This is a genomic window from Methylobacterium organophilum (genome assembly GCF_022533465.1).
Classification (GTDB): Bacteria; Pseudomonadota; Alphaproteobacteria; order Rhizobiales; family Beijerinckiaceae; genus Methylobacterium; species Methylobacterium organophilum.
In genome coordinates, this window is record NZ_CP092848.1 from 4,103,543 (window position 1) to 4,120,593 (window position 17,051).

The 17,051-nt window shown below is 67.1% G+C and carries 16 protein-coding genes and 5 pseudogenes; 8 read left to right on the forward strand and 13 right to left on the reverse strand.

What is annotated here, in order from left to right:
* Positions 1 to 301 precede the first annotated feature (301 nt).
* The 3 genes and pseudogenes from MMB17_RS19365 to MMB17_RS19375 form a co-directional block, all read right to left on the reverse strand.
* Positions 302 to 1,456, reverse strand: coding sequence for an IS110 family RNA-guided transposase (locus MMB17_RS19365; RefSeq protein ID WP_048447862.1), 1,155 nt, complete (start codon positions 1,454 to 1,456; stop codon positions 302 to 304).
* A 167-nt stretch (positions 1,457 to 1,623) separates the two neighbouring features.
* Positions 1,624 to 1,821 (reverse strand): annotated as a pseudogene (locus tag MMB17_RS19370) (recombinase family protein); the annotation flags it as partial.
* Complete coding sequence (locus MMB17_RS19375) at positions 1,808 to 1,987, reverse strand: hypothetical protein (protein WP_048447860.1); 180 nt, start codon at positions 1,985 to 1,987, stop codon at positions 1,808 to 1,810. The pseudogene MMB17_RS19370 and the gene MMB17_RS19375, both read right to left, overlap by 14 nt.
* Before the next feature lie 306 nt (positions 1,988 to 2,293).
* Between MMB17_RS19375 and MMB17_RS19380 the strand changes: the two are divergent.
* Positions 2,294 to 2,527: pseudogene (locus MMB17_RS19380) on the forward strand (transposase domain-containing protein); the annotation flags it as partial.
* A 336-nt stretch (positions 2,528 to 2,863) separates the two neighbouring features.
* On the opposite strand, the pseudogene MMB17_RS19385 reads toward MMB17_RS19380, so the two are convergent.
* From MMB17_RS19385 to MMB17_RS19395, 3 genes and pseudogenes are all read right to left on the reverse strand, one after another.
* A pseudogene (locus MMB17_RS19385) lies at positions 2,864 to 3,037 on the reverse strand (histidine kinase); the annotation flags it as partial.
* The gene (locus MMB17_RS19390) at positions 3,028 to 3,369 is read right to left on the reverse strand and encodes a hypothetical protein (RefSeq protein ID WP_048447858.1); all 342 of its coding nucleotides are present in this window, start codon (positions 3,367 to 3,369) and stop codon (positions 3,028 to 3,030) included. The pseudogene MMB17_RS19385 and the gene MMB17_RS19390, both read right to left, overlap by 10 nt.
* 955 nt (positions 3,370 to 4,324) lie before the next feature.
* Complete coding sequence (locus tag MMB17_RS19395) at positions 4,325 to 4,858, reverse strand: hypothetical protein (RefSeq protein WP_048447857.1); 534 nt, start codon at positions 4,856 to 4,858, stop codon at positions 4,325 to 4,327.
* Between the two features lie 355 nt (positions 4,859 to 5,213).
* Here MMB17_RS19395 and MMB17_RS19400 point away from each other — a divergent pair, with 355 nt between their 5' ends.
* On the forward strand, positions 5,214 to 5,450 hold the full coding sequence (locus MMB17_RS19400) for a DUF2171 domain-containing protein (RefSeq protein ID WP_048447856.1): 237 nt from the start codon (positions 5,214 to 5,216) through the stop codon (positions 5,448 to 5,450).
* A gap of 65 nt (positions 5,451 to 5,515) precedes the next feature.
* Positions 5,516 to 6,070 carry a heavy-metal-associated domain-containing protein gene (locus tag MMB17_RS19405; RefSeq protein ID WP_241099970.1) on the forward strand — a complete coding sequence of 185 codons (555 nt, stop codon included), beginning with the start codon at positions 5,516 to 5,518 and terminating at the stop codon, positions 6,068 to 6,070.
* On the opposite strand, the gene MMB17_RS19410 is transcribed toward MMB17_RS19405, so the two are convergent.
* The 4 genes from MMB17_RS19410 to MMB17_RS19425 all read right to left on the reverse strand — a co-directional run bounded on the left by MMB17_RS19410 (position 6,067) and on the right by MMB17_RS19425 (position 8,995).
* Positions 6,067 to 7,418, reverse strand: a protein-coding gene (locus MMB17_RS19410; RefSeq protein WP_085987083.1) for an IS3 family transposase whose coding sequence is annotated in 2 segments (ribosomal slippage) — positions 6,067 to 7,082 and positions 7,082 to 7,418 — 1,353 coding nt in all. Because the reading frame shifts where the segments join, the coding sequence is not laid out codon by codon here. The genes MMB17_RS19405 and MMB17_RS19410 overlap by 4 nt on opposite strands.
* A gap of 16 nt (positions 7,419 to 7,434) precedes the next feature.
* Positions 7,435 to 8,037: a hypothetical protein gene (locus MMB17_RS19415; RefSeq protein WP_241099971.1), complete on the reverse strand. Its 603-nt coding sequence runs from the start codon at positions 8,035 to 8,037 to the stop codon at positions 7,435 to 7,437.
* Positions 8,038 to 8,097: 60 nt separating this feature from the next.
* Positions 8,098 to 8,346 carry a hypothetical protein gene (locus MMB17_RS19420; RefSeq protein ID WP_236012820.1) on the reverse strand — a complete coding sequence of 83 codons (249 nt, stop codon included), beginning with the start codon at positions 8,344 to 8,346 and terminating at the stop codon, positions 8,098 to 8,100.
* Positions 8,347 to 8,443: 97 nt separating this feature from the next.
* Positions 8,444 to 8,995, reverse strand: coding sequence for a DedA family protein (locus MMB17_RS19425; protein WP_091891680.1), 552 nt, complete (start codon positions 8,993 to 8,995; stop codon positions 8,444 to 8,446).
* 225 nt (positions 8,996 to 9,220) lie between these two features.
* On the opposite strand from MMB17_RS19425, the gene MMB17_RS19430 reads away from it, so the two are divergent.
* Positions 9,221 to 10,756 carry a phospholipase D-like domain-containing protein gene (locus MMB17_RS19430; RefSeq protein WP_048444050.1) on the forward strand — a complete coding sequence of 512 codons (1,536 nt, stop codon included), beginning with the start codon at positions 9,221 to 9,223 and terminating at the stop codon, positions 10,754 to 10,756.
* Between the two features lie 6 nt (positions 10,757 to 10,762).
* Here MMB17_RS19430 and MMB17_RS19435 read toward each other — a convergent pair whose 3' ends face one another.
* The gene (locus MMB17_RS19435; RefSeq protein WP_048444049.1) at positions 10,763 to 11,167 is read right to left on the reverse strand and encodes a flagellar basal body rod C-terminal domain-containing protein; all 405 of its coding nucleotides are present in this window, start codon (positions 11,165 to 11,167) and stop codon (positions 10,763 to 10,765) included.
* Between the two features lie 222 nt (positions 11,168 to 11,389).
* On the opposite strand from MMB17_RS19435, the gene MMB17_RS19440 reads away from it, so the two are divergent.
* Complete coding sequence (locus MMB17_RS19440) at positions 11,390 to 11,869, forward strand: DUF2721 domain-containing protein (RefSeq protein WP_048444058.1); 480 nt, start codon at positions 11,390 to 11,392, stop codon at positions 11,867 to 11,869.
* A 106-nt stretch (positions 11,870 to 11,975) separates the two neighbouring features.
* A complete protein-coding gene (locus MMB17_RS19445) occupies positions 11,976 to 13,511 on the forward strand; it encodes a carbohydrate porin (protein WP_053080306.1) in 1,536 nt (511 codons plus the stop codon).
* Between the two features lie 505 nt (positions 13,512 to 14,016).
* Here MMB17_RS19445 and MMB17_RS19450 read toward each other — a convergent pair.
* Positions 14,017 to 14,160 (reverse strand): annotated as a pseudogene (locus MMB17_RS19450) (IS5/IS1182 family transposase); the annotation flags it as partial.
* Between the two features lie 92 nt (positions 14,161 to 14,252).
* Between MMB17_RS19450 and MMB17_RS19455 the strand changes: the two are divergent.
* Positions 14,253 to 15,281: an IS110 family RNA-guided transposase gene (locus MMB17_RS19455; RefSeq protein ID WP_048444048.1), complete on the forward strand. Its 1,029-nt coding sequence runs from the start codon at positions 14,253 to 14,255 to the stop codon at positions 15,279 to 15,281.
* Between the two features lie 260 nt (positions 15,282 to 15,541).
* Here the strand turns inward: MMB17_RS19455 and MMB17_RS19460 are convergent.
* Positions 15,542 to 15,880 (reverse strand): annotated as a pseudogene (locus tag MMB17_RS19460) (transposase); the annotation flags it as partial.
* A gap of 74 nt (positions 15,881 to 15,954) precedes the next feature.
* On the opposite strand from MMB17_RS19460, the gene MMB17_RS19465 reads away from it, so the two are divergent.
* Positions 15,955 to 16,983: an IS110 family RNA-guided transposase gene (locus tag MMB17_RS19465; protein ID WP_048444047.1), complete on the forward strand. Its 1,029-nt coding sequence runs from the start codon at positions 15,955 to 15,957 to the stop codon at positions 16,981 to 16,983.
* Positions 16,984 to 17,051: the final 68 nt, after the last annotated feature.

Below are 17,051 nucleotides of genomic sequence, written 5' to 3' on the forward strand. Positions count from 1 at the left end.
CCGCAGCGCGGCCGGTCCTTCATCCAAACTCTCGTATGAGGCATTTCCGCAAGGGGGTCGGTGATCGACGTTTCGGACGGGCGGGGGAGCCGGGATGTCGTGCGAGCGCCGGGCTCGCGGATCCACTCGTGTCCGGCGGAACAGAACGTTCCTGACCAAGATGCCTCATGCGAGGCGAACCGGCTGAAGGCGGCGGGACCCATCTTTGGCGACGGCAGCAAACCCCGTCGAGCTCCGGTCACACGCCTGCCCCCACTCGTCCGACATGCCGTGGACCGGCCCGGCGGACGAACCTTGATCCTCAGGCCGCTTTCAGGCGCGCGCCCTCTGGAACCAGCCCGGTGGCGAGATAGCGCCACAGGGCGACCAGCAGCTTGCGCGCCAGCGCCACCGCGGTGATCTTGCGGATGCGCCCGCGTCCGGTGCCGAACCGCTCGACGAACCAGCGGGCGAGCCCGCTGCCCGGCTGATAGCGCAGCCACAGCCACGCCAGCTCGACCATCGACTTCCGCAGGAGTGGGTTCCCGGCCTTTGAGATGCCCTGGTCGCGCTGTCGGTCGCCGCTGGCGTACGGGTTCGGCGTGAGCCCGGAATAGGCGGTCATTTGCTTGCGGTTGGCGAACGGCTGGTACAGCGCCTCGCGCACCAGCACCGTGGCCAGCTCGGTGCCGATGCCACCGAGCCGGGCCAGACGCGCCACCTTCTCGGCGTCGGCGTCCGTGACGGCCGGATCCGCCACGGCGGCATCGCGCTCGGCCTCGGCGGCCGCAACCTGTTCGAGCACGAGTTCCAGCCGCCGGAACTCGCGCTCGATCTCGCCGCGCAGGCGCTGAGGCAGGTCGCGCCCGTCGCCGGTGCGCACCTCCTTCAACCGCTCCCAACGGTCGCGTCGCAGCGGCTGGAACGTGTAGACGCCCTGGGTGGCGAGCAGGCCCTTGATCCGGTTGACGTGCTGCACCCGCTCCGCGATCAGGCGCTGGCGCTCGCGATGAGTGCGCCGCGCATCCTCGCGCTCGACCGAGGGCACCTGCACCATGCGGCAGGCGGCGTGATCGCCGCGGCACCACGCCATCAGGGCCCGGAGCAGCATGGCCGCGTCGAGCCGGTCGGTCTTGGCCCGTCGCGCGCGGCGGTCGACCTGGAGGCTGCCGGGATCCATGACGAAGCAGGTGATTGCCTCGGCCGCGAGGCGGCGCTGCAGCCAGAAGCCGTCGTATCCGGCCTCGTAGCCGAGGATGATCGCGACCTCTCGGCCGGAGCTGCGCTGTTCGCGAGCCTGCAGGCGGCGCAGCAAGGCGAGCAGGCCCTCCACGTCGCCGCCGCTCACCCGGTGTGCAGAGGTCTTCCCGCTCGGGACGGCCTGGGCGGCCAGGAGCCATGCCGACTTGCTGAGTTCCAGCGTGACGAACACAGCAACCTCAGGCAGGTTTGTCTGGATCTGTTCACGATCAAGCATGGCCAACTCCGGTCCAAGGTCAGAGAACCGGAGAGTGATCCAATCTCCAGCTCCCTGCATGGTATCTTTGGCCATTCATGCGGCGTGGCAGAGCGCGTAGGCCCAGGGCGCTGGCAAACGGAAGCGGGGCTTTGTTCGGGCGCGTCGGCGCGGTGATGTTGCTAAAGTCCGCTCGCCGACCGGCCGAGATCATCGTCGATGACCTCGACGTCGACAAAGCCGCGCTGGCGGGCGACATCGACCAGATTGTACTGGCGCCGTTTGCTCTCGAGATTGGTCATGACCTGGGATTGCGTCGACTGCCGCACATAGACGACCGCCGTTCGCTTCAGGATGGCTGGCGGGAGCAGCTCAGCGCTCGTCATCGTCAAGCTCCTCGACGCCGAGGCCGCCGGCCTGCATGAGGATCTGCGCCAGCATTGCGACGACCGTGTCGCGTTCCTGAGCGCTCAGGCCCTCCAGCCCGTCCTGTTCGAAGAGGAAGCTGATCTGCCGATCCGGCACCGCGGCCGGCCGCTTGAAAGGTTCCATCCTGTGCCTCCGGAACGATGCCGACATCGCTCCGGAACTTTGCGGGGCTGTCTGCCCCACTCAACAGCCGCGCCAGCTCGATCAGCGCCGTGACATCGACGCGCGGAGACCCGGACGTCATGCCGGCGCAGTGAACCGGGTCGAACATCCATCCGGCCATGACGATCACAACGCCGGAAGGCGCTTGCACCAGGAGAATCGGGCCGTACGTCCGCTGCTCGACCCGGCGCACCAGCACCTTCCGGCCGGAATGGGGGTGCCCGCGATAACGAACCTCCGCTTCCTGCCCGACATGGGCAGAATGAACGGGTGATGGCGGTCGGGCGCAAGAACTACCTGTTCGCCGGTTCAGATGGCGGCGGAGCGCGGTGGGCCGTCATCGCTTCTTTGATCGAGACGGCCAAGCTCAACGGCGTCGAGCTCTATGCCTACCTCACCGACGTGTTGACCCGGATGAGCAGCGGTCATCCGGCCCGAGATCTCGACGTACTCCTGCCTTGGAACTGGTCGACCGCCGTCAAACCGGCAGCAAACGTGTGAAAGCCTGACGCTTACCATCGTTACCCTCCTGGATCGGAAGGAAACGTCCGGGGCCGGGGATCCAATCCATGCCCCTGACGGAATCCCATGGGCCGGACCTTGGGCTCGGCACCGACGCGCCACGCCCGCGACCGTTCGTGAGCCATCACATGACCGACCTCCCGAGGCCGACACCGGGCCCGGCGTTCATGGACAGAACCGCCCAGCATGAGCTGGCGAGGGGATCTGAGCCGCGTCGGCTCAGTCGCGTGGATGCCCTGCCCGACCGTCGGCGTGCGATTTGGGCTCGGGCGGACCCCGAGGCGGACGGCTGGCCGGTCCCGCGGGAGAGCCCCTTCACAGGAACTTGAGCGGGTCCTTCTCGGGCGGGGGCGGGGCCACGTCGGCCCGGTTCCACCAGCCGCCGCCGAGCGCCACGAACAGGGCGGCGGTGTCGGCGTACTGGGTGGCGCGCGCGCCCGCCGAAGTGACCAGGGCCGAGAGGTAGCCCTGCTGGGCGATCAGCACCTGGACACGGGCCGCTCCAGGTTCGAGGCGTCAACGTCGGCTTCAAGGCCATACACGAACGGGCCGCTCTGCCAAGCATACCCGCCGAACAGGCCGCCGAGCGCGGTGGTCGCATCGCGCCCGGCATCGTTGCGGCCCGTGGCATCCCCGGTGCGGAATTCCGGCACCGAACGGCGGCCGATCATGCCGGAACCGAAGCCGAAGCTGCCGAAGGCGTCACCGGCGCTGCCCTGCCATCCGATATAGCCGCCCGCCCAGGCACCGAAGGAGGGCAGGTGCGTCGCGTCGTGTGGCGTCGGCGTGGCGAGATTGGCCCCGTGGGCGCCGGTGGACACGCCAGCGAGCAACGTCGCAACCCCTGCACCTGCGCGGAGGCGTCCTGCGGCCTGTCTCCACCGGCTCATCGTGCCGCCTCCACATGCGTGAACCGAACCCGGACTAGCGATGCGGTGACCAGGACACGATGCGGCATCCGCCCAAACTTGGCCGCGCTGCTAACCATGGACGAGCGGCTTCGTGCAAGCCCGCCGCCGGGTTCGGGTTGAGCTGACGACCCCGGCCGATGAGATAGCCACGCGTACCACCGAGGTAGACACCGCCCTCACGCCCCTCGCCACGCCTATGGAGCGGGACGGGGAGAGGCCGAACTTCCAGAATTCAAGCGGCATAGCGTGTGGGTTGCTCGCAGCGACGGCAGCCATGCCGCTCTTCCCATCGGCCGTAATCACGACTGCGAACCCGCGTGCGGGCGAATGGGGCGACATTCGAAACGCATCGTGGTCGTGCGCGCGATCGATCGTTCCCCGAATGCCGCGGGTTCGGTCAGGGGCGCGTCACCGCCGAAACAGGCGGCAATCTCCGGGTGCGCCTGTTTTATCGACGGCCGATGACGGTTCGATGCCACTTGTGAGCTTCTCGGCTGCGCAGCACAGCTGGCGCGGGGCGACCGGTACGGGCGCCACCCCCCGGCCTCGAAGCCTGCGCTGGAGGGCGTGCGTGGCGTCCATGTCGTCCCGTCCGGGATGATCCCGGCGGGACAGGTTTGCGGGAACCGGCTTGCTCTCGAAAGGAGGACGGGGCCCGCAGGTCGGCCGATCGTCGTCCGCTGACGAAGCCCACTGCGGCGCACCGCTCATGAAGCCCCGGGCTCAGGCCGCATCGTCATGTCCGGGCACCAAGGCGGCGATTGTCCGATCAAGGCCGCATATGGCGTCGCACCGAGCCCGATTATCTCGGCGGTTTGTGGATCGGCCGCCATCGTAGGCCCGGTGCGGATGATCGCGACCTGCTTCACGGGGTCTGCCCGAGGATTAGGTCCGACGCGTGCCGGGAGGCCGGGTGGCCTGTGGCCGCCTGGTGGGCGACCGAGCACGCCTCGTAGTGGTCGCCCCTGGCCAGCATGGTCAAGCGCCGCTCGCCGGGAACAGCCTTCCTGACGGCCAGGAGCGCGCGTCCAGACGGCCACGACACAGTCTCGGCACCCGGCTCGGTTTGCGGCTGACCGTACCGCCGCACGCCCTCCCGGTAGATGGCCTCGTAGCGCGACGGCAGTTCGGCCTCCGAGAGCGGACGGCTGAGCCAGATGACCTGCTGCAGGCCCTCGTCCCGGCAGACTTCCAGGATGACCTCGTCCGTATCGATGCCCGCGGCCAGCGGACGGTCGTGGAAGTAGGTCAGCGCCGTGATGTTCGCTTCGCGGTCGACCATCGAGGGCTTCGGCACCGTGTCGACGGGTCCCCAGGACAGGCCAAATGGGGCTTCCTGAGCATGGGCTCCGTGCAGGCAGCCGAGCCAAAGCAGGGTCGACAGGGCGCTGCGTCTCATCGTCGTCTCTCCCTCCGTTGATCCGCGACGTCCCCGCACGTCGTCGCTGGCGCGCGACTGAATCATGGATTGCGATCTCGAGCGGCTCTTCCGGACCGAGCACGAGACCCCCCGCGGGAATACTCCGAGATCATCGATGTTGGGCTCGAGCACGACTGTGCGCAACCATTCCTTGCAGCGCTGGTTCTCTCGTCGCTATCCCCGGTTCCAGGGCGAGACGGTGTTCTCATCGGCCTCGAACGGTATCGGACTTGCGCCGAGAGCTGCCGGAAGATGGCCGCCTAGCGCGCGAGGCGCTCGTCGAGCGTCTCCCCTCATACCATGTGTCAGCCGTCTCAGGTCGAGGAGATACGTCATGATCGATGCAAGCCAGATCAAAGAGCACATGGAGGTCAAGGCGTCCGATGGGCACCATGTCGGCACCGTCGACCACATGCAGGGATCCGATCAGATCAAGCTGACCCGGAACGATCCGGCCGCGCACGGCGCGCATCACCTCATCCCGCTCGCCTGGGTCGAGCGCGTCGACGCGCATGTGCACCTCAGCAGGTCGAGCCAAGAGGTCATGACGCAGTGGCAGAGCCAAGGCTGAGACCGACCGCTCCTTGCTCCTCTAGCGGCTAAAGGTTCTAGGCTGCCGGGGAGCAGGAGGATCTCATGACGGGACACAGTGCGGACGCCGCGCGCGAGAACGGTTCGACCTTCACCTGGAAGGTCGAGGGGATGGATTGCGCCAGCTGCGTCGGCAAGATCCAAACGGCGTTGGCCAAGTTGCCGGGCGTCAGCGACGTCAGGGCTTCGACGATCACCGAGACCCTGACCGCCACGATCGATCAGACCCAGATCTCCTCAAGGACCGTCGAGAAACGCGTGGCCGGCCTCGGCTACACGCTCACGCGCAAATTGCCGCCATCCCTCACTTCCGGTCCCGAGCACGAGCTGCTCGGCCGCCGCGATGCGAACGCAGCACACGGCTGTGGTGAGCCGGGCTGTGACCAGGACGAGCAGGCACCCCTGACGGCGGCAGACCAGCATGACGGCGTTCTCGCAAAGCAAGGGCACGCACATGGCGAGAGCGCTGACAGGCCTTGGTGGCAGGCCAGCAAGGGCCGTCTGGTCCTGTTCACCGGCGCCTGTCCGTCGTCAGATGATTTGAGACAGGCTGCGGGCCTCAGGAACGGAGGCACTGGTCCACCTGGGTTGAGAAGTTAGGCAGCCTGCGCGTGGTGGCGCAAGCGGCGGTCGGTGAGAGTCTGGCGCTTGATCCGCTCCCGCTCGCGCAGGATGGCCTCGCCCCGGCCGAAGTAGACGTCGGCCGGCGTGAGATTGTTCAGGCTCTCATGAGCTCGGACGTGGTTGTAGTGCTCCACGAACGCCCCGACCCGCGCCTCCAACTCGCCGGGCAGATAGGCGTGTTCGAGCAGGATGCGGTTCTTCAGCGTCTGGTGCCAGCGCTCGATCTTGCCCTGAGTTTGGGGATGGCGGGGAGCACCGCGGATGTGGGTCATGCCGCGGCTGCCGAGCCAGTCGGCCAGGTCACCCGCGACGTAGCTCGATCCGTTGTCGGTCAGCAGCCGCGGCCGGTGCACCACCTGCACCTGATCGAGCCCGGCGGCGCTGAGCGCCAGGTCGAGCGTGGCAGTGACGTCGCTGGCCTGCATCGTGGCGCACAGCTTCCAGGCCACGATGAAGCGGGAGAAGTCGTCGAGCACCGTCGACAGATAGTACCAGCCCCAGCCGACCACCTTCAGGTAGGTGAAGTCGGTCTGCCAGAGCTGGTTGGAGGCCGTGGTCTTGTCACGGAACTCGTCGGCTGCCTTGACAACGATGTAGGCTGGGCTGGTGATCAGGTCGTGCGCCTTGAGCAGGCGGTAGACCGTGGCTTCCGAGACGAAGGAGCGCTGCTCGTCGGTGAAGCGCACGGCCAGCTCGCGTGGGCTGAGCTCCGGCTGCTCGAGCGCGAGGGCGACGATCTGCTCGCGGATCGCCGTGGGCAGGCGGTTCCAGACCCGGCTGGGCCGAGAGGGTCGGTCGGCCAGGGCCTCGGGTCCCCCTTGCTGGTAGGCGTCGTACCAGCGGTAGAATGTGGCGCGCGGGATGCCGAGTTTCTCCAGGGTGGCGCGCACCGGCAGAGAGGACTGCTCGACCAGCCGGATGATCTCCAGCTTCTCAGAAGCCGAGTACCTCATGCCTCGTCTTCCCCAGCTCCGCTCATACTTTTTTTGAGCAGGCGGTTTTCCAGGGTGAGATCGGCCACGACCTCCTTGAGGGCACGAGCCTCACGGCGCAGGTCCTTGACCTCGTCCGAGGTGGCGGCGCGGGCCGTGTCGCCGGCCAGCCGCTTCTTGCCCGCTTCCAGGAACTCCTTGGACCAGCCGTAGTACATCGAGGTGGCAATGCCTTCGCGTCGGCACAGCTCTGCGATGCTGTCCTCGCCGCGCAGGCCCTCCAGCACGATGCGGATCTTCTCCTCGGCCGAGAACTGGCGGCGGGTGGCGCGGCGGATGTCCTTGATCACCGCCTCTGCCGGCTTCCGTGCCGGCCCGGATGTCTGCTTCATCTTCGCTCCTTGGGGGCTACGATGAACCAGTCATCCTCCGTTCGTGAAGGGCCTCACTCTGTCTCACGGCCGCTGACGGCGGACAGGCGATCAGCCCGTCGCCGGCGCGGTTGGCCAGCACGAACAGCACCGCCACCGAGATGGCCGGCGCCTCGCTGGCCAGGGGCGCCAGCCACTGGATCAGCAGAAACTCGTTGAGCCCGATCGCCCGGCCGGTGCCCACCATGGCCTCGGCGAAGGGTTCGGCCGAGGCGAGGATGACGCCGCAGGCCACGGCCACCAGAGCCCCGATCGCGGCCCATTGCTGGCCGGGAGACAAGGCGTTTAGAGCGGCAGCTGGCCCCGGCTCCTCCGCCTCGTCCGGATTGTCGCTCTTCTGAAGGTTGCGCACGCGCCAGACGTAGGCCGCAAAGATGGCCGCGAGCACGGCGAAATCCACGACGGAAATGCTGCGCTTGAACAGGATCACGAAGGCGTAGAGGCTGGCAAGCAGCAGGAAGCCCATCTCGACGGCATTGACAGGGGCAAGATCGACCGCGCGGTGCCGGTCCTTCGTCCAATGCAGGAACACCATCAGGGGCCAGGCCAAGCCGACGAGCAACCGGTTGGCGCCGGTCATGTTGGCGGCGGCGTAATGAACGTATTGCGACCCCGGACCCTCGAGCCCGGCCTTGTAGGCTTAATAGAGATCGACCGCGTATTCCGGCAGCACGGTCACCAGGGCGACCACGGCCAGGATCAGGCCTTGCGCGATATGCTGCTCGGCCGTCTCCGCTCCCCAAGACAGCAGGAAGCCCGCCGCCAGAATGGCGCTGCCGAAGGCGGCGGCATCGAGGACCGGGCTGGGCCGCCAGCCCGTCGCGCGCAGCAGGAGGGCCGGGAGGGTGGCCATGACCGCGACGGCAACCAGGATCAGAAAGCGTTTCACGCGAACTCCTCTACGTCATGTCACGGCCTGCCTGTTCGCGTTCCGCTGAAGCGAGCGTCGCGCGATCACGCCGGCAAAGGACTGTTTCTGCCGCGCCTCAGCCCCGAACGCCGCTCCGGCGTCCGAAGGTGGCGACACGATAGAGGTAGAGCACGAGCGCCAGGACCAGCACGCCGTTGCCGATCGGCTCGATGAGGCGGCCCACGCTGCGGTAGTTCTCGCCAAGCCCGTAGCCGGCCGCCGTCAGCAGCCCGGTCCAGACGATCGTGCCGAGAGCCGAGTAGGCCAGAAAGGGCGTGAGCGGCATACCGGCCACCCCGGCCGGCACCGAGATCAGGCTGCGCACGCCCGGGACGACGCGACCGACTAGGACGGTGACGCCGCCGCGCCGGGCGAACCAGGCGCCGGCCCGATCGACCTCCGCCGGGCTCAGGGTGAGCCAGCGCCCGTGCCGGGCCGCGAAGCGCCGCAAGCGCTCGCGTCCGAGCCAGCGCCCCACGCCGTACCAGACCAGCGCGCCGGAGAGCGATCCGGCCGTGCCGGCGAGGAACACGCCGACGAGGCTGAGCTGGCCGCGCGCCGCGGCAAAGCCTGCCAGCGGCATGATCACCTCAGAGGGGATCGGCGGGAAGATGTTGTCGATCAGCATCAGCAGGAAGACGCCGAGATAGCCGGTCCGCTCGATCGCGGCTACGATCCAGTCGACCAGCGCAACCTCCTCGCAAGCGGCACCTGCAGAAGCCTTGCCGCCGCAGGTCGGATCGGGAACGCACTAAGTGGGGGGCGGGTTCATACGCAGACACCAAAGCGCTGCCCGCGCCCTGTTGCAGCGCGACGATGCAGCGGGCCGCCATCCCGGGGACCAAACGCGCCGATGCATCATCCGCCCCATACGGCATCGGTCCCGCTCACGGGCGGGGCGAAGCTGCTGCAGTCCGGCCTGACCTGCTGGCGCGTCGAGCCTGCGGCGCGCTTTGCCCCAATCGTGGATGCCGCCGCCTACTTCGCGCATCTGCGCAGCGCCCTCCTGCGCGCCCGCCACGCGGTTTTGTTCATCGGCTGGGAGTTCGACACCCGCATCAAGCTCGACCCCGACCACCCGCTGCCGGGCCTGCCGGAGGAACTCGGCCCGTTCCTGTCCGAACTCGGCCGGCGCCGGCCGGAGCTGAGCATCCGCGTGCTGCAGTGGAATTTAGGGGTCCTCGGCACGCTGGCGCGCGGCACGACGCCGCTCTACCTTCTGAACTCGATGCGGGCCCGCGGCTTCCAGTTCCGGCTCGACAGTGCCCACCCGCCCGGAGCCTCGCATCACCAGAAGATCGTGGTGATCGACGACGCGCTCGCTTTCTGCGGCGGCATCGACATGACGGACGACCGCTGGGACACCCGCGACCATGCCGACCAGGACACGCGCCGGGTGCGCCCGTCGGGACGCGCCTACGCGCCGTTCCACGACGCCACCGTCGCGGTCGACGGCGCGGCCGCGTCAGCCCTCGGTGACCTTGCGCGCGAGCGCTGGCACTATGCTACCGGCGAGCGGATCGCGCCGCCCGGTCCATCTACGCAAGACCCCTGGCCCGACGGGCTGAGGCCGCTTCTGCGCGACGTGCAGGTGGGGATCGCCCGGACCGCGCCGCCCTTTCACGGCCGCCCCAACGTGCACGAGATCGAGCAACTCTACCTCGCCGCCATCGCAGCCGCGCGACACACGATCTATATTGAGAGTCAGTACTTCGCCGCACGCTGCATCGCCGAGGCCATGGCATCCCGTCTGAGGGAGCCGGACGGGCCCGAGATCGTCGTGATCAATCCCGAGCGTGCCATGGGCTGGCTCGAGGAAGCGGCCATGGGACGGGGACGCGGCCGTGTTCTGGCGCGTATCCGCGGCGCGGACCGCTTCGGACGCTTCCGCATCTATCGTCCGGTGACCGCAGCCGGGCAGCCGATCTACGTGCATGCCAAGGTGCTGATCGTCGACGACTGCCTGCTGAAGATCGGCTCGTCCAACCTGAACAACCGCTCGATGGGCCTCGATACGGAATGCGATCTGGCCGTCGAAGCCGTGCCTGGCCATGCGACCGATCGAGCCGTCGCGGCAGAGATCCTCGGCTTGCGCGATGCGCTTCTCGGCGAGCACCTCGGTGTTCCACCGGACGACATCGCCCGCACCCTGGCGCGCTCGGGTTCGCTGATTGCGGCGATCGAGGCGCTACGCTGCGACACCGGGCGTACACTGGTTCCCCTGGACGCATCAGCCGCAGGAGCCGTGCAGCCGTTGAGCGAGGGCGAGCTTCTGGACCCCGAGCAGCCCGAGCCGGTCTGGAGAGCCGTGCTGCACGCGCTCGCCGATCGGCGCCGCGCGCATCCGCTGCGCCGCGGAGCCGAACGAACGGGCGTCTCAAGCGAATGACGCTCCTCAGATCTTCAGCAGGTCGACGGTGCGCCTGTTGAGGTCGTCGAGCGTCGCGATCACCTTCAGATTGGATTCGTAGGCGCCCATCGCCGCGCGCAACCCGGCCATCTCGGTGGCAGGATTGACGTTGGGCAGCTTCAGAATGCCCTGCGCGTCGGCAGCGGGGTGCCCGGGGCTGGAGATTGAGCGGAACGGGCTGGTGTCGCGCACGACGCGACCGGTCGGCTCGGCATCGGCCCCGACCGGCTCGAACACCGCGATCTTGCGCCGGTAGGGGTCGCCGCCGGGCGTGCTCGCGGTGCTGTTTGCGTTGGCGAGGTTCTCGGTCATGACGCGCAGGCGGCCCTGCTGCACCCGCAGGCCTGCCGCCGCAATGGCGGATCCAGAGACGCCCTCGCTCCCGGCCATCTGTTCTCTCCCCTGATCCGGCGAGCGGACGATCGATGCCGGCGCGACTCGCAAAATCCTGAAGGAAGGGTTAGGGATTGCGGTTAATGGCCGGTTAATCACGGCGCGTTGGTTCAGTGGATGGCGTCGCGACCGCGCTCTGCAGGGCTGCACGTGGCGAAGCGTCAAACCGCCCGCGATCGGCCCTGGTATCCAAGGCCTGCTTTGCCTATGAGCCTCGGCATGCCAAATCCGACTGCTGTTGCCCTCGACAATCTGTCTCACATCATCCAAGTCGCCTTGACCCCGATCTTTCTACTCTCGGCCCTGGCGACCTTGCTCAACGTTTTCGCAACGCGCCACGGCCGGATCGGGGACCAAGTCCGTGACCTCTCCCAGGATCTTAAGAAGGGGCCTTCCCGCGAGACCAAAAGGCTGGCGCGTCAGCTGTCGCAATTGCAGCGGAGATCCCTCCTGCTCGACGGAGCTGTGTGCCTCGTGGCTTTGGCGGGGTTCCTGACGGGCATCGCAGCCATGGTGCTTTTCATCGGCGAGTTGAGGAACGCGACAACGGAGACGGTGCTCTACGGTTGTTTTGGACTGGCTCTGGCCTTCACGATCGCCGCCATTGCAGGCTTCCTGTGCGAAATCCTTATGGCAAGCCGGAGCATCCGGCTTGAGGTCGGGCACCAGCAGGACACTGCAGTTGCTGCAGCGGATTGAGCATTCCTCGTGGCCTGAGCACACCGCTTACGGTATAGCAACAGCTAATCAATTCGGGCCCGCATTCACGATGCCTACCCGGTGTTGCGCCCTCCCTGCAGCCGCTATGGGTGCGCTGACCCTGTTGCTGATGTCGGTTGAGTTCGGTCGAACGGCTGACCTCCCGCTCGGTCGCTCGATGCCGTCGAGGCCGACCTTCGTCGATTGGTTCGGCGACCATCTCAACGCAAAGGGCGGCGCTGACGCTTCCGACAGCGGCTCCGACTTCAAGCTGACCACGGGCAGCGGACCCAGCATCCCGATCTTTCGGACCGGCGACGCGGTTTGGAATTCTGCCGGATCGGAGATGAAGGATACGTCGCGTTCGCCCTCTTCGGACGCTCCGGTGTCAGATGCTTTCGTCGAAGAAGACTGGGCCATTCGCGCCCAGACCACCTTCGTCACACAGGGCAATTCTCGGTTTCGCTCGCCCTACCGTGGGCCGAACAGCCTCAACGCCAAAGGGCAGATTAAGGAGACCTTCGATTTCACGCTCTACGCGGGTATGCGGCTGTGGCCCGGGGCAGAGATTTGGTTAAACCCGGAGGTCGATCAGGGTTTTGGTCTCAGTACCACGCTTGGTGTCGCTGGTTTCCCAAACGGGGAAGCTTACAAGGTCGGCAGCATCACCCCCTACGTGAAGCTTCACCGCGCTTTCATCCGCCAGATAATCGGCTTGGGAGGCGAAACCGAGAGGGTCGATCCAGATCTGAACCAGCTCGGCGGGTCGCGGCAGGCCGACAGGATCGTGCTGACGTTAGGGAAGTTCAGCGTCGCTGATGTCTTCGACACCAACAGGTACGCCCACGACCCACGAACCGACTTCCTCAACTGGGCCCTTATTGACACCGGCACATTCGATTACGCTGCGAATGCGTGGGGCTATACGGTCGGCGCCGCAGCAGAGTGGTACCAGGACGCCTGGGTGTTCCGCGCGGGCTTTTTCGACCTCTCTATTGTCCCCAACAGCAAGGATCTGGACCCAGGTTTCAATCAAAATCAAGCCGTTCTCGAGATCGAACGGAGGCATGAACTTTGGGGACGACCCGGCAAGATCAAGGTCACCGGCTTTCTCAGTCGCGGCCGCATGGGTCGCTTCGACGACGCGGTTCGTCTGGCAATGGTGACGGGCGGGCCCGCGGATGTGGCGACCGTCCGCCGCTACCGCAGCCGCCCAGGGCTCAGCTTCAACCTCGAACAGCAGATCTTGCCCGACGTCGGTATGTTCGTCCGATGCGGCTTGGCCGACGGAAATGTTGAGCCGTACGAGTTCACCGACGTCGATAGAACCTTGGCAGCGGGATTGTCGATCGCGGGTGAGCGTTGGGGACGCCCATCGGACACCGTGGGATTAGCCGGCGTCATCAACGGTATCACCCGCCCGCATCAAGCCTACTTCGATGCCGGAGGACTCGGCATCCTCGTCGGGGACGGTCGATTGCCCCACCCTGGGGCCGAGAGGATCGTCGAAGCTTACTACAGCTTGCCGCTGGCGCCTTCTATACGACTGACGTTCGACAGTCAGATCGTAGTAAGCCCCGGATACAATCGGGATCGTGGGCCGGCCTTTATCTTCGGGACACGGCTGCGTGCACAGTTCTGAAGCCGACATGATTTCGAACAGGATCGAAGCCGACCGGATGGCCGTGTTGACCTTGGAGTTTAAGAGACTTTTCTGGTTGGGGTTAGTGGCGCAAGCTACTCCAGGCTGTCATTTTTTAATTTCAGGATATTTCGCTCCCGCGGGTCACGCACTTCTTTTCAGTAGAGCGTCGAAGCGGCTCAACGTGACGCGCAGCGCCTGGCGGGGGGGCCAGTCGCGCAGTTGAGAATGCAGATCGTCTTTGTCCCACAGAACCACGTCAGCAACCCGCTCTTGAGGCAGGCGCCTCCGCACCGGCGATAGGCGCCATAGATAGGCCTGACGTACACGGGTTCGGTGAGCGTCTGCGGTGTGCCCACGTCACCTTGCGAAGCGCTGGGGTGCGCTTCGGCAGAGACGCTCGACGCCAACAAAATCAGCAACCATCGACACAACATGTCTGATCACTGCCTAAAATCCTAGCAATTCATAGTTTGAACCGTCTCGCGCTCTTGGTCAATTAAAGTCAGGGACAAAACCGTTTGACCTGTTTGCGGCAGATGAGGGCGCAGGTGACGGTGGTAAAGGCGAGATGGAGGTCGGCGCGCCGTTCGTAGCGGATGGCCCGCCGGCGGAAGCGGGCCATCCAGGCGAAGGCGCGCTCGACATGCGCTGATCGCGACCCGAGCCGGAATTGAAGGCTGCTGAGGGTGACGCGATGCGGTCTGATGGCCGCGTCCTTACCTGCATCGGAGCGCCTCCATGCCCCAATACGGCGCCCTCGATGTCTCCAACGAAGAGACCGCCATCCACGTTATCGACGAGACCGGAGCCACGGTCTGGCGCGGCAAACGCGCCAGCGATCCGGATGTGCTCACCACGACTTTGCGGAGTCACGCCCCCGATCTCCTGCGCGTCGGCCTGGAGACGGGGCCGCTGACCCCTTGGATCTACCACACCTGCAAGGCGCTCGGCCTGCCCATCGTCTGCCTGGATGCGAGGCATGCGCGAGCCGCCACGGCCCTGCAGCGGAACAAGACCGACGCGCGCGATGCAGAGACGCTGGCGCAACTCGTACGCATGGGTTGGTACCGCGAGGCCCGCGTCAAAAGCTACGCCGCCCATGCCGTGCGCCACCTCATCGGCGCCCGCGCCCAGCTCATGGGCGTAGCGGTTGACCTGTCCAATCAGATCCGCAGCACGCTCAAGACGTTCGGTTTGATGGCCGGCAAGGGAGCGGGGCGGGCCTTCGAGATCCGGGTGCAAGACCTCATCGCGTCCCGTCCGACCGTCGCCGTCATCGTCGAGCCGCTCTTGGCGGCATGGCGCGCCGTGCGCGGCCAGATCGGTGTCCTGGATCGACGGCTCATCACCTTGGCCAGGGGCGATGCGACCTGCCGCCTGCTGATGACTTGCCCCGGCGTTGGGGTCATCGTCGCCACGAGCTTTGCGGCCGCCATCGAGGCGCCCGAGCACTTCCGCCACTCACGCTCCGTTGGGGCCTATCTCGGGCTGACGCCGGTCCGCCGTCAGTCCGGCGAGATCGACCGGACGGGCGGGATCTCGCGTCGCGGCGACCGGCTGATGCGAAGCTACCTGTTCGAGGCGGCGGCCAGCCTGTTGGTGCGCGTGCGGCAGGACTCGGCCCTGAAGACTTGGGGACGGGCACTGGCCGAGCGCATGGGCTTCAAGCACGCCGCCGTCGCGGTGGCGCGCAAACTCGCGGTCGTGTTGCACGCGATGTGGCGAGCGGGAACACCGTTCCAGCCGTGGCCGCCGGCTGCCGCGTGAGGCACGTACTGAACGCACGCACGGGTACCGTTCATCGAGTTCCGCCAGCGTGAGGCGGACAAGGGCGTCCCCGCCGGGACGCGAGCAGGGCCATCCCGGGGTCGGGTCTTGCGGCCGGTGTCGAGCCGGACCGCGCGTTCGACATGGTGAGCCTCGCTTCGAGACGCATGGTGCGGCGGTCAGAGGGGCCGACCGCGGAAACAACCACGATCCGGCGGCGACCGCTCTCGTCCAACTTGACGCCTGCAACGCGATCAAACAACGACCCAGCGATAGCGCCCGAGCCGCTCGCGGCTCTCCACCCCACGCCGAGCGATCCGTGGCACGATCCCGCGTGCCCGGCACTCGTGCCGGCAGCGACGATGATCGTAGCCTTTGTCGGCGTGCAGCTTGTCCGGTCTGCGCCGCGGACGGCCCCGGCGGCCCGTGCGCACGCCCGGCACCGCGTCGAGGGTAGCCGCAAGCATACGGCTGTCGTTGCAGTTGGCCCCGGTCAGCGTCAGGCCGAGCGGCGTGCCGTTGGCGTCCACGACGAGGTGGCGCTTCGTCCCCGGCTTGCCCCGGTCCGTCGGGTTCGGGCCCGTCGCGGAGCCCCCTTTATGGATGGCCCGCCCCTCACCGGGCTGCACTGCTAGGCTTGCAGCGCGGCCGAGATGAGGGATGGAGCGGAACGATGACGATCGCGGTGCTGGGGATCGATCTGGGCAAGAACAGCTGCAGCCTTGTCGGGCTGGATGCGAGCGGGCGGGTCGTGCTGCGCCGCCAGATGCGGCGCGAGACGGTGATCGCCTTCGGCGCGAAGCTGCCGGGGTGCGTCGTGGCCATGGAAGCGTGCTGCGGTGCGCACCACATGGGCCGCGCCCTCGTAGAGCAGGGACACACGGTCCGGCTGATGTCGCCGGAATACGTGCGCCCGTACGTCAAGGCGCAGAAGAACGACGACCGCGATGCCGAAGCCATCGCCGAGGCGGCCACCCGCCCGACGATGCGGTTCGTGGCGCTCAAGTCCGAGGCGCAGCTCGACGTGCAAACCCTGCACCGGGTCCGGGACCAGCTCGTGGGCGAGCGCACGGCGCTGATGAACCAAGTCCGCGCCATCCTTCTGGAGCGCGGCCATGTCGTCGCGCAAGGGCGGGCCAAGCTGGCCGCCTGTCTGGCTGCGTTACTCGACACAAGAGCGGGCTCCTCGCTCACACCGCGCATGCGCACCCTCGTGGCTGAGGTGCGCGAGCGTTGGCAGGGCCTCGACCGGCGTATCGCCGCGCTCGATGCTGAGTTCGCCGAGCAGGCGCGCACGGACGAGAACGCGCGTCGGCTGACCACCATCCCAGGCATCGGCGCGCTCAATGCGACCGCGCTGATTGCGGCCATCGGCGACGTGGCAAGCTTCGCCCGCGGACGCGACCTCGCCGCCTGGCTCGGCCTCGTACCGCGGCAGGTGACGACCGGCGGGAAGCCCCGGCTGGTCGGCATCACCAAGCGCGGCAGCAAGTACCTGCGCAAAACGCTCATCCAGGGTGCCCGGGCGGCGATGCCGACGCTCCGGCAAAGTGATACGCGGCTCGGGCAGTGGCTGCGCGGGCTTCTGGCGCGGGCGCATGCCAACACGGCGGTAGTGGCGCTGGCGGCGAAGATGGCGCGCATCGTCTGGGCGCTGCTGCGCCACGGGCGCGTCTACGAGGCGACGGCCGTGGCCGCCTGATCCGAGTTTGGCTGGCGCGGCGCGCGCCGGCCTTCCGATGTCTGCGAGCGGTGAGAGGAAGATGGCCT

Coding starts and splice junctions, on each gene's coding strand:
- MMB17_RS19405 (WP_241099970.1), top strand. CDS start 5,516: ATGACGGGACACAGTGCGGACGCCGCGCGCGAGAACGGTTCGACCTTC.
- MMB17_RS19425 (WP_091891680.1), bottom strand. CDS start 8,995: ATGCTGATCGACAACATCTTCCCGCCGATCCCCTCTGAGGTGATCATG.
- MMB17_RS19415 (WP_241099971.1), bottom strand. CDS start 8,037: ATGACCGGCGCCAACCGGTTGCTCGTCGGCTTGGCCTGGCCCCTGATG.
- MMB17_RS19430 (WP_048444050.1), top strand. CDS start 9,221: ATGCATCATCCGCCCCATACGGCATCGGTCCCGCTCACGGGCGGGGCG.
- MMB17_RS19445 (WP_053080306.1), top strand. CDS start 11,976: ATGGGTGCGCTGACCCTGTTGCTGATGTCGGTTGAGTTCGGTCGAACG.
- MMB17_RS19455 (WP_048444048.1), top strand. CDS start 14,253: ATGCCCCAATACGGCGCCCTCGATGTCTCCAACGAAGAGACCGCCATC.
- MMB17_RS19365 (WP_048447862.1), bottom strand. CDS start 1,456: ATGCTTGATCGTGAACAGATCCAGACAAACCTGCCTGAGGTTGCTGTG.
- MMB17_RS19395 (WP_048447857.1), bottom strand. CDS start 4,858: ATGAGACGCAGCGCCCTGTCGACCCTGCTTTGGCTCGGCTGCCTGCAC.
- MMB17_RS19435 (WP_048444049.1), bottom strand. CDS start 11,167: ATGGCCGGGAGCGAGGGCGTCTCTGGATCCGCCATTGCGGCGGCAGGC.
- MMB17_RS19440 (WP_048444058.1), top strand. CDS start 11,390: ATGCCAAATCCGACTGCTGTTGCCCTCGACAATCTGTCTCACATCATC.
- MMB17_RS19375 (WP_048447860.1), bottom strand. CDS start 1,987: ATGGAACCTTTCAAGCGGCCGGCCGCGGTGCCGGATCGGCAGATCAGC.
- MMB17_RS19400 (WP_048447856.1), top strand. CDS start 5,214: ATGATCGATGCAAGCCAGATCAAAGAGCACATGGAGGTCAAGGCGTCC.
- MMB17_RS19465 (WP_048444047.1), top strand. CDS start 15,955: ATGACGATCGCGGTGCTGGGGATCGATCTGGGCAAGAACAGCTGCAGC.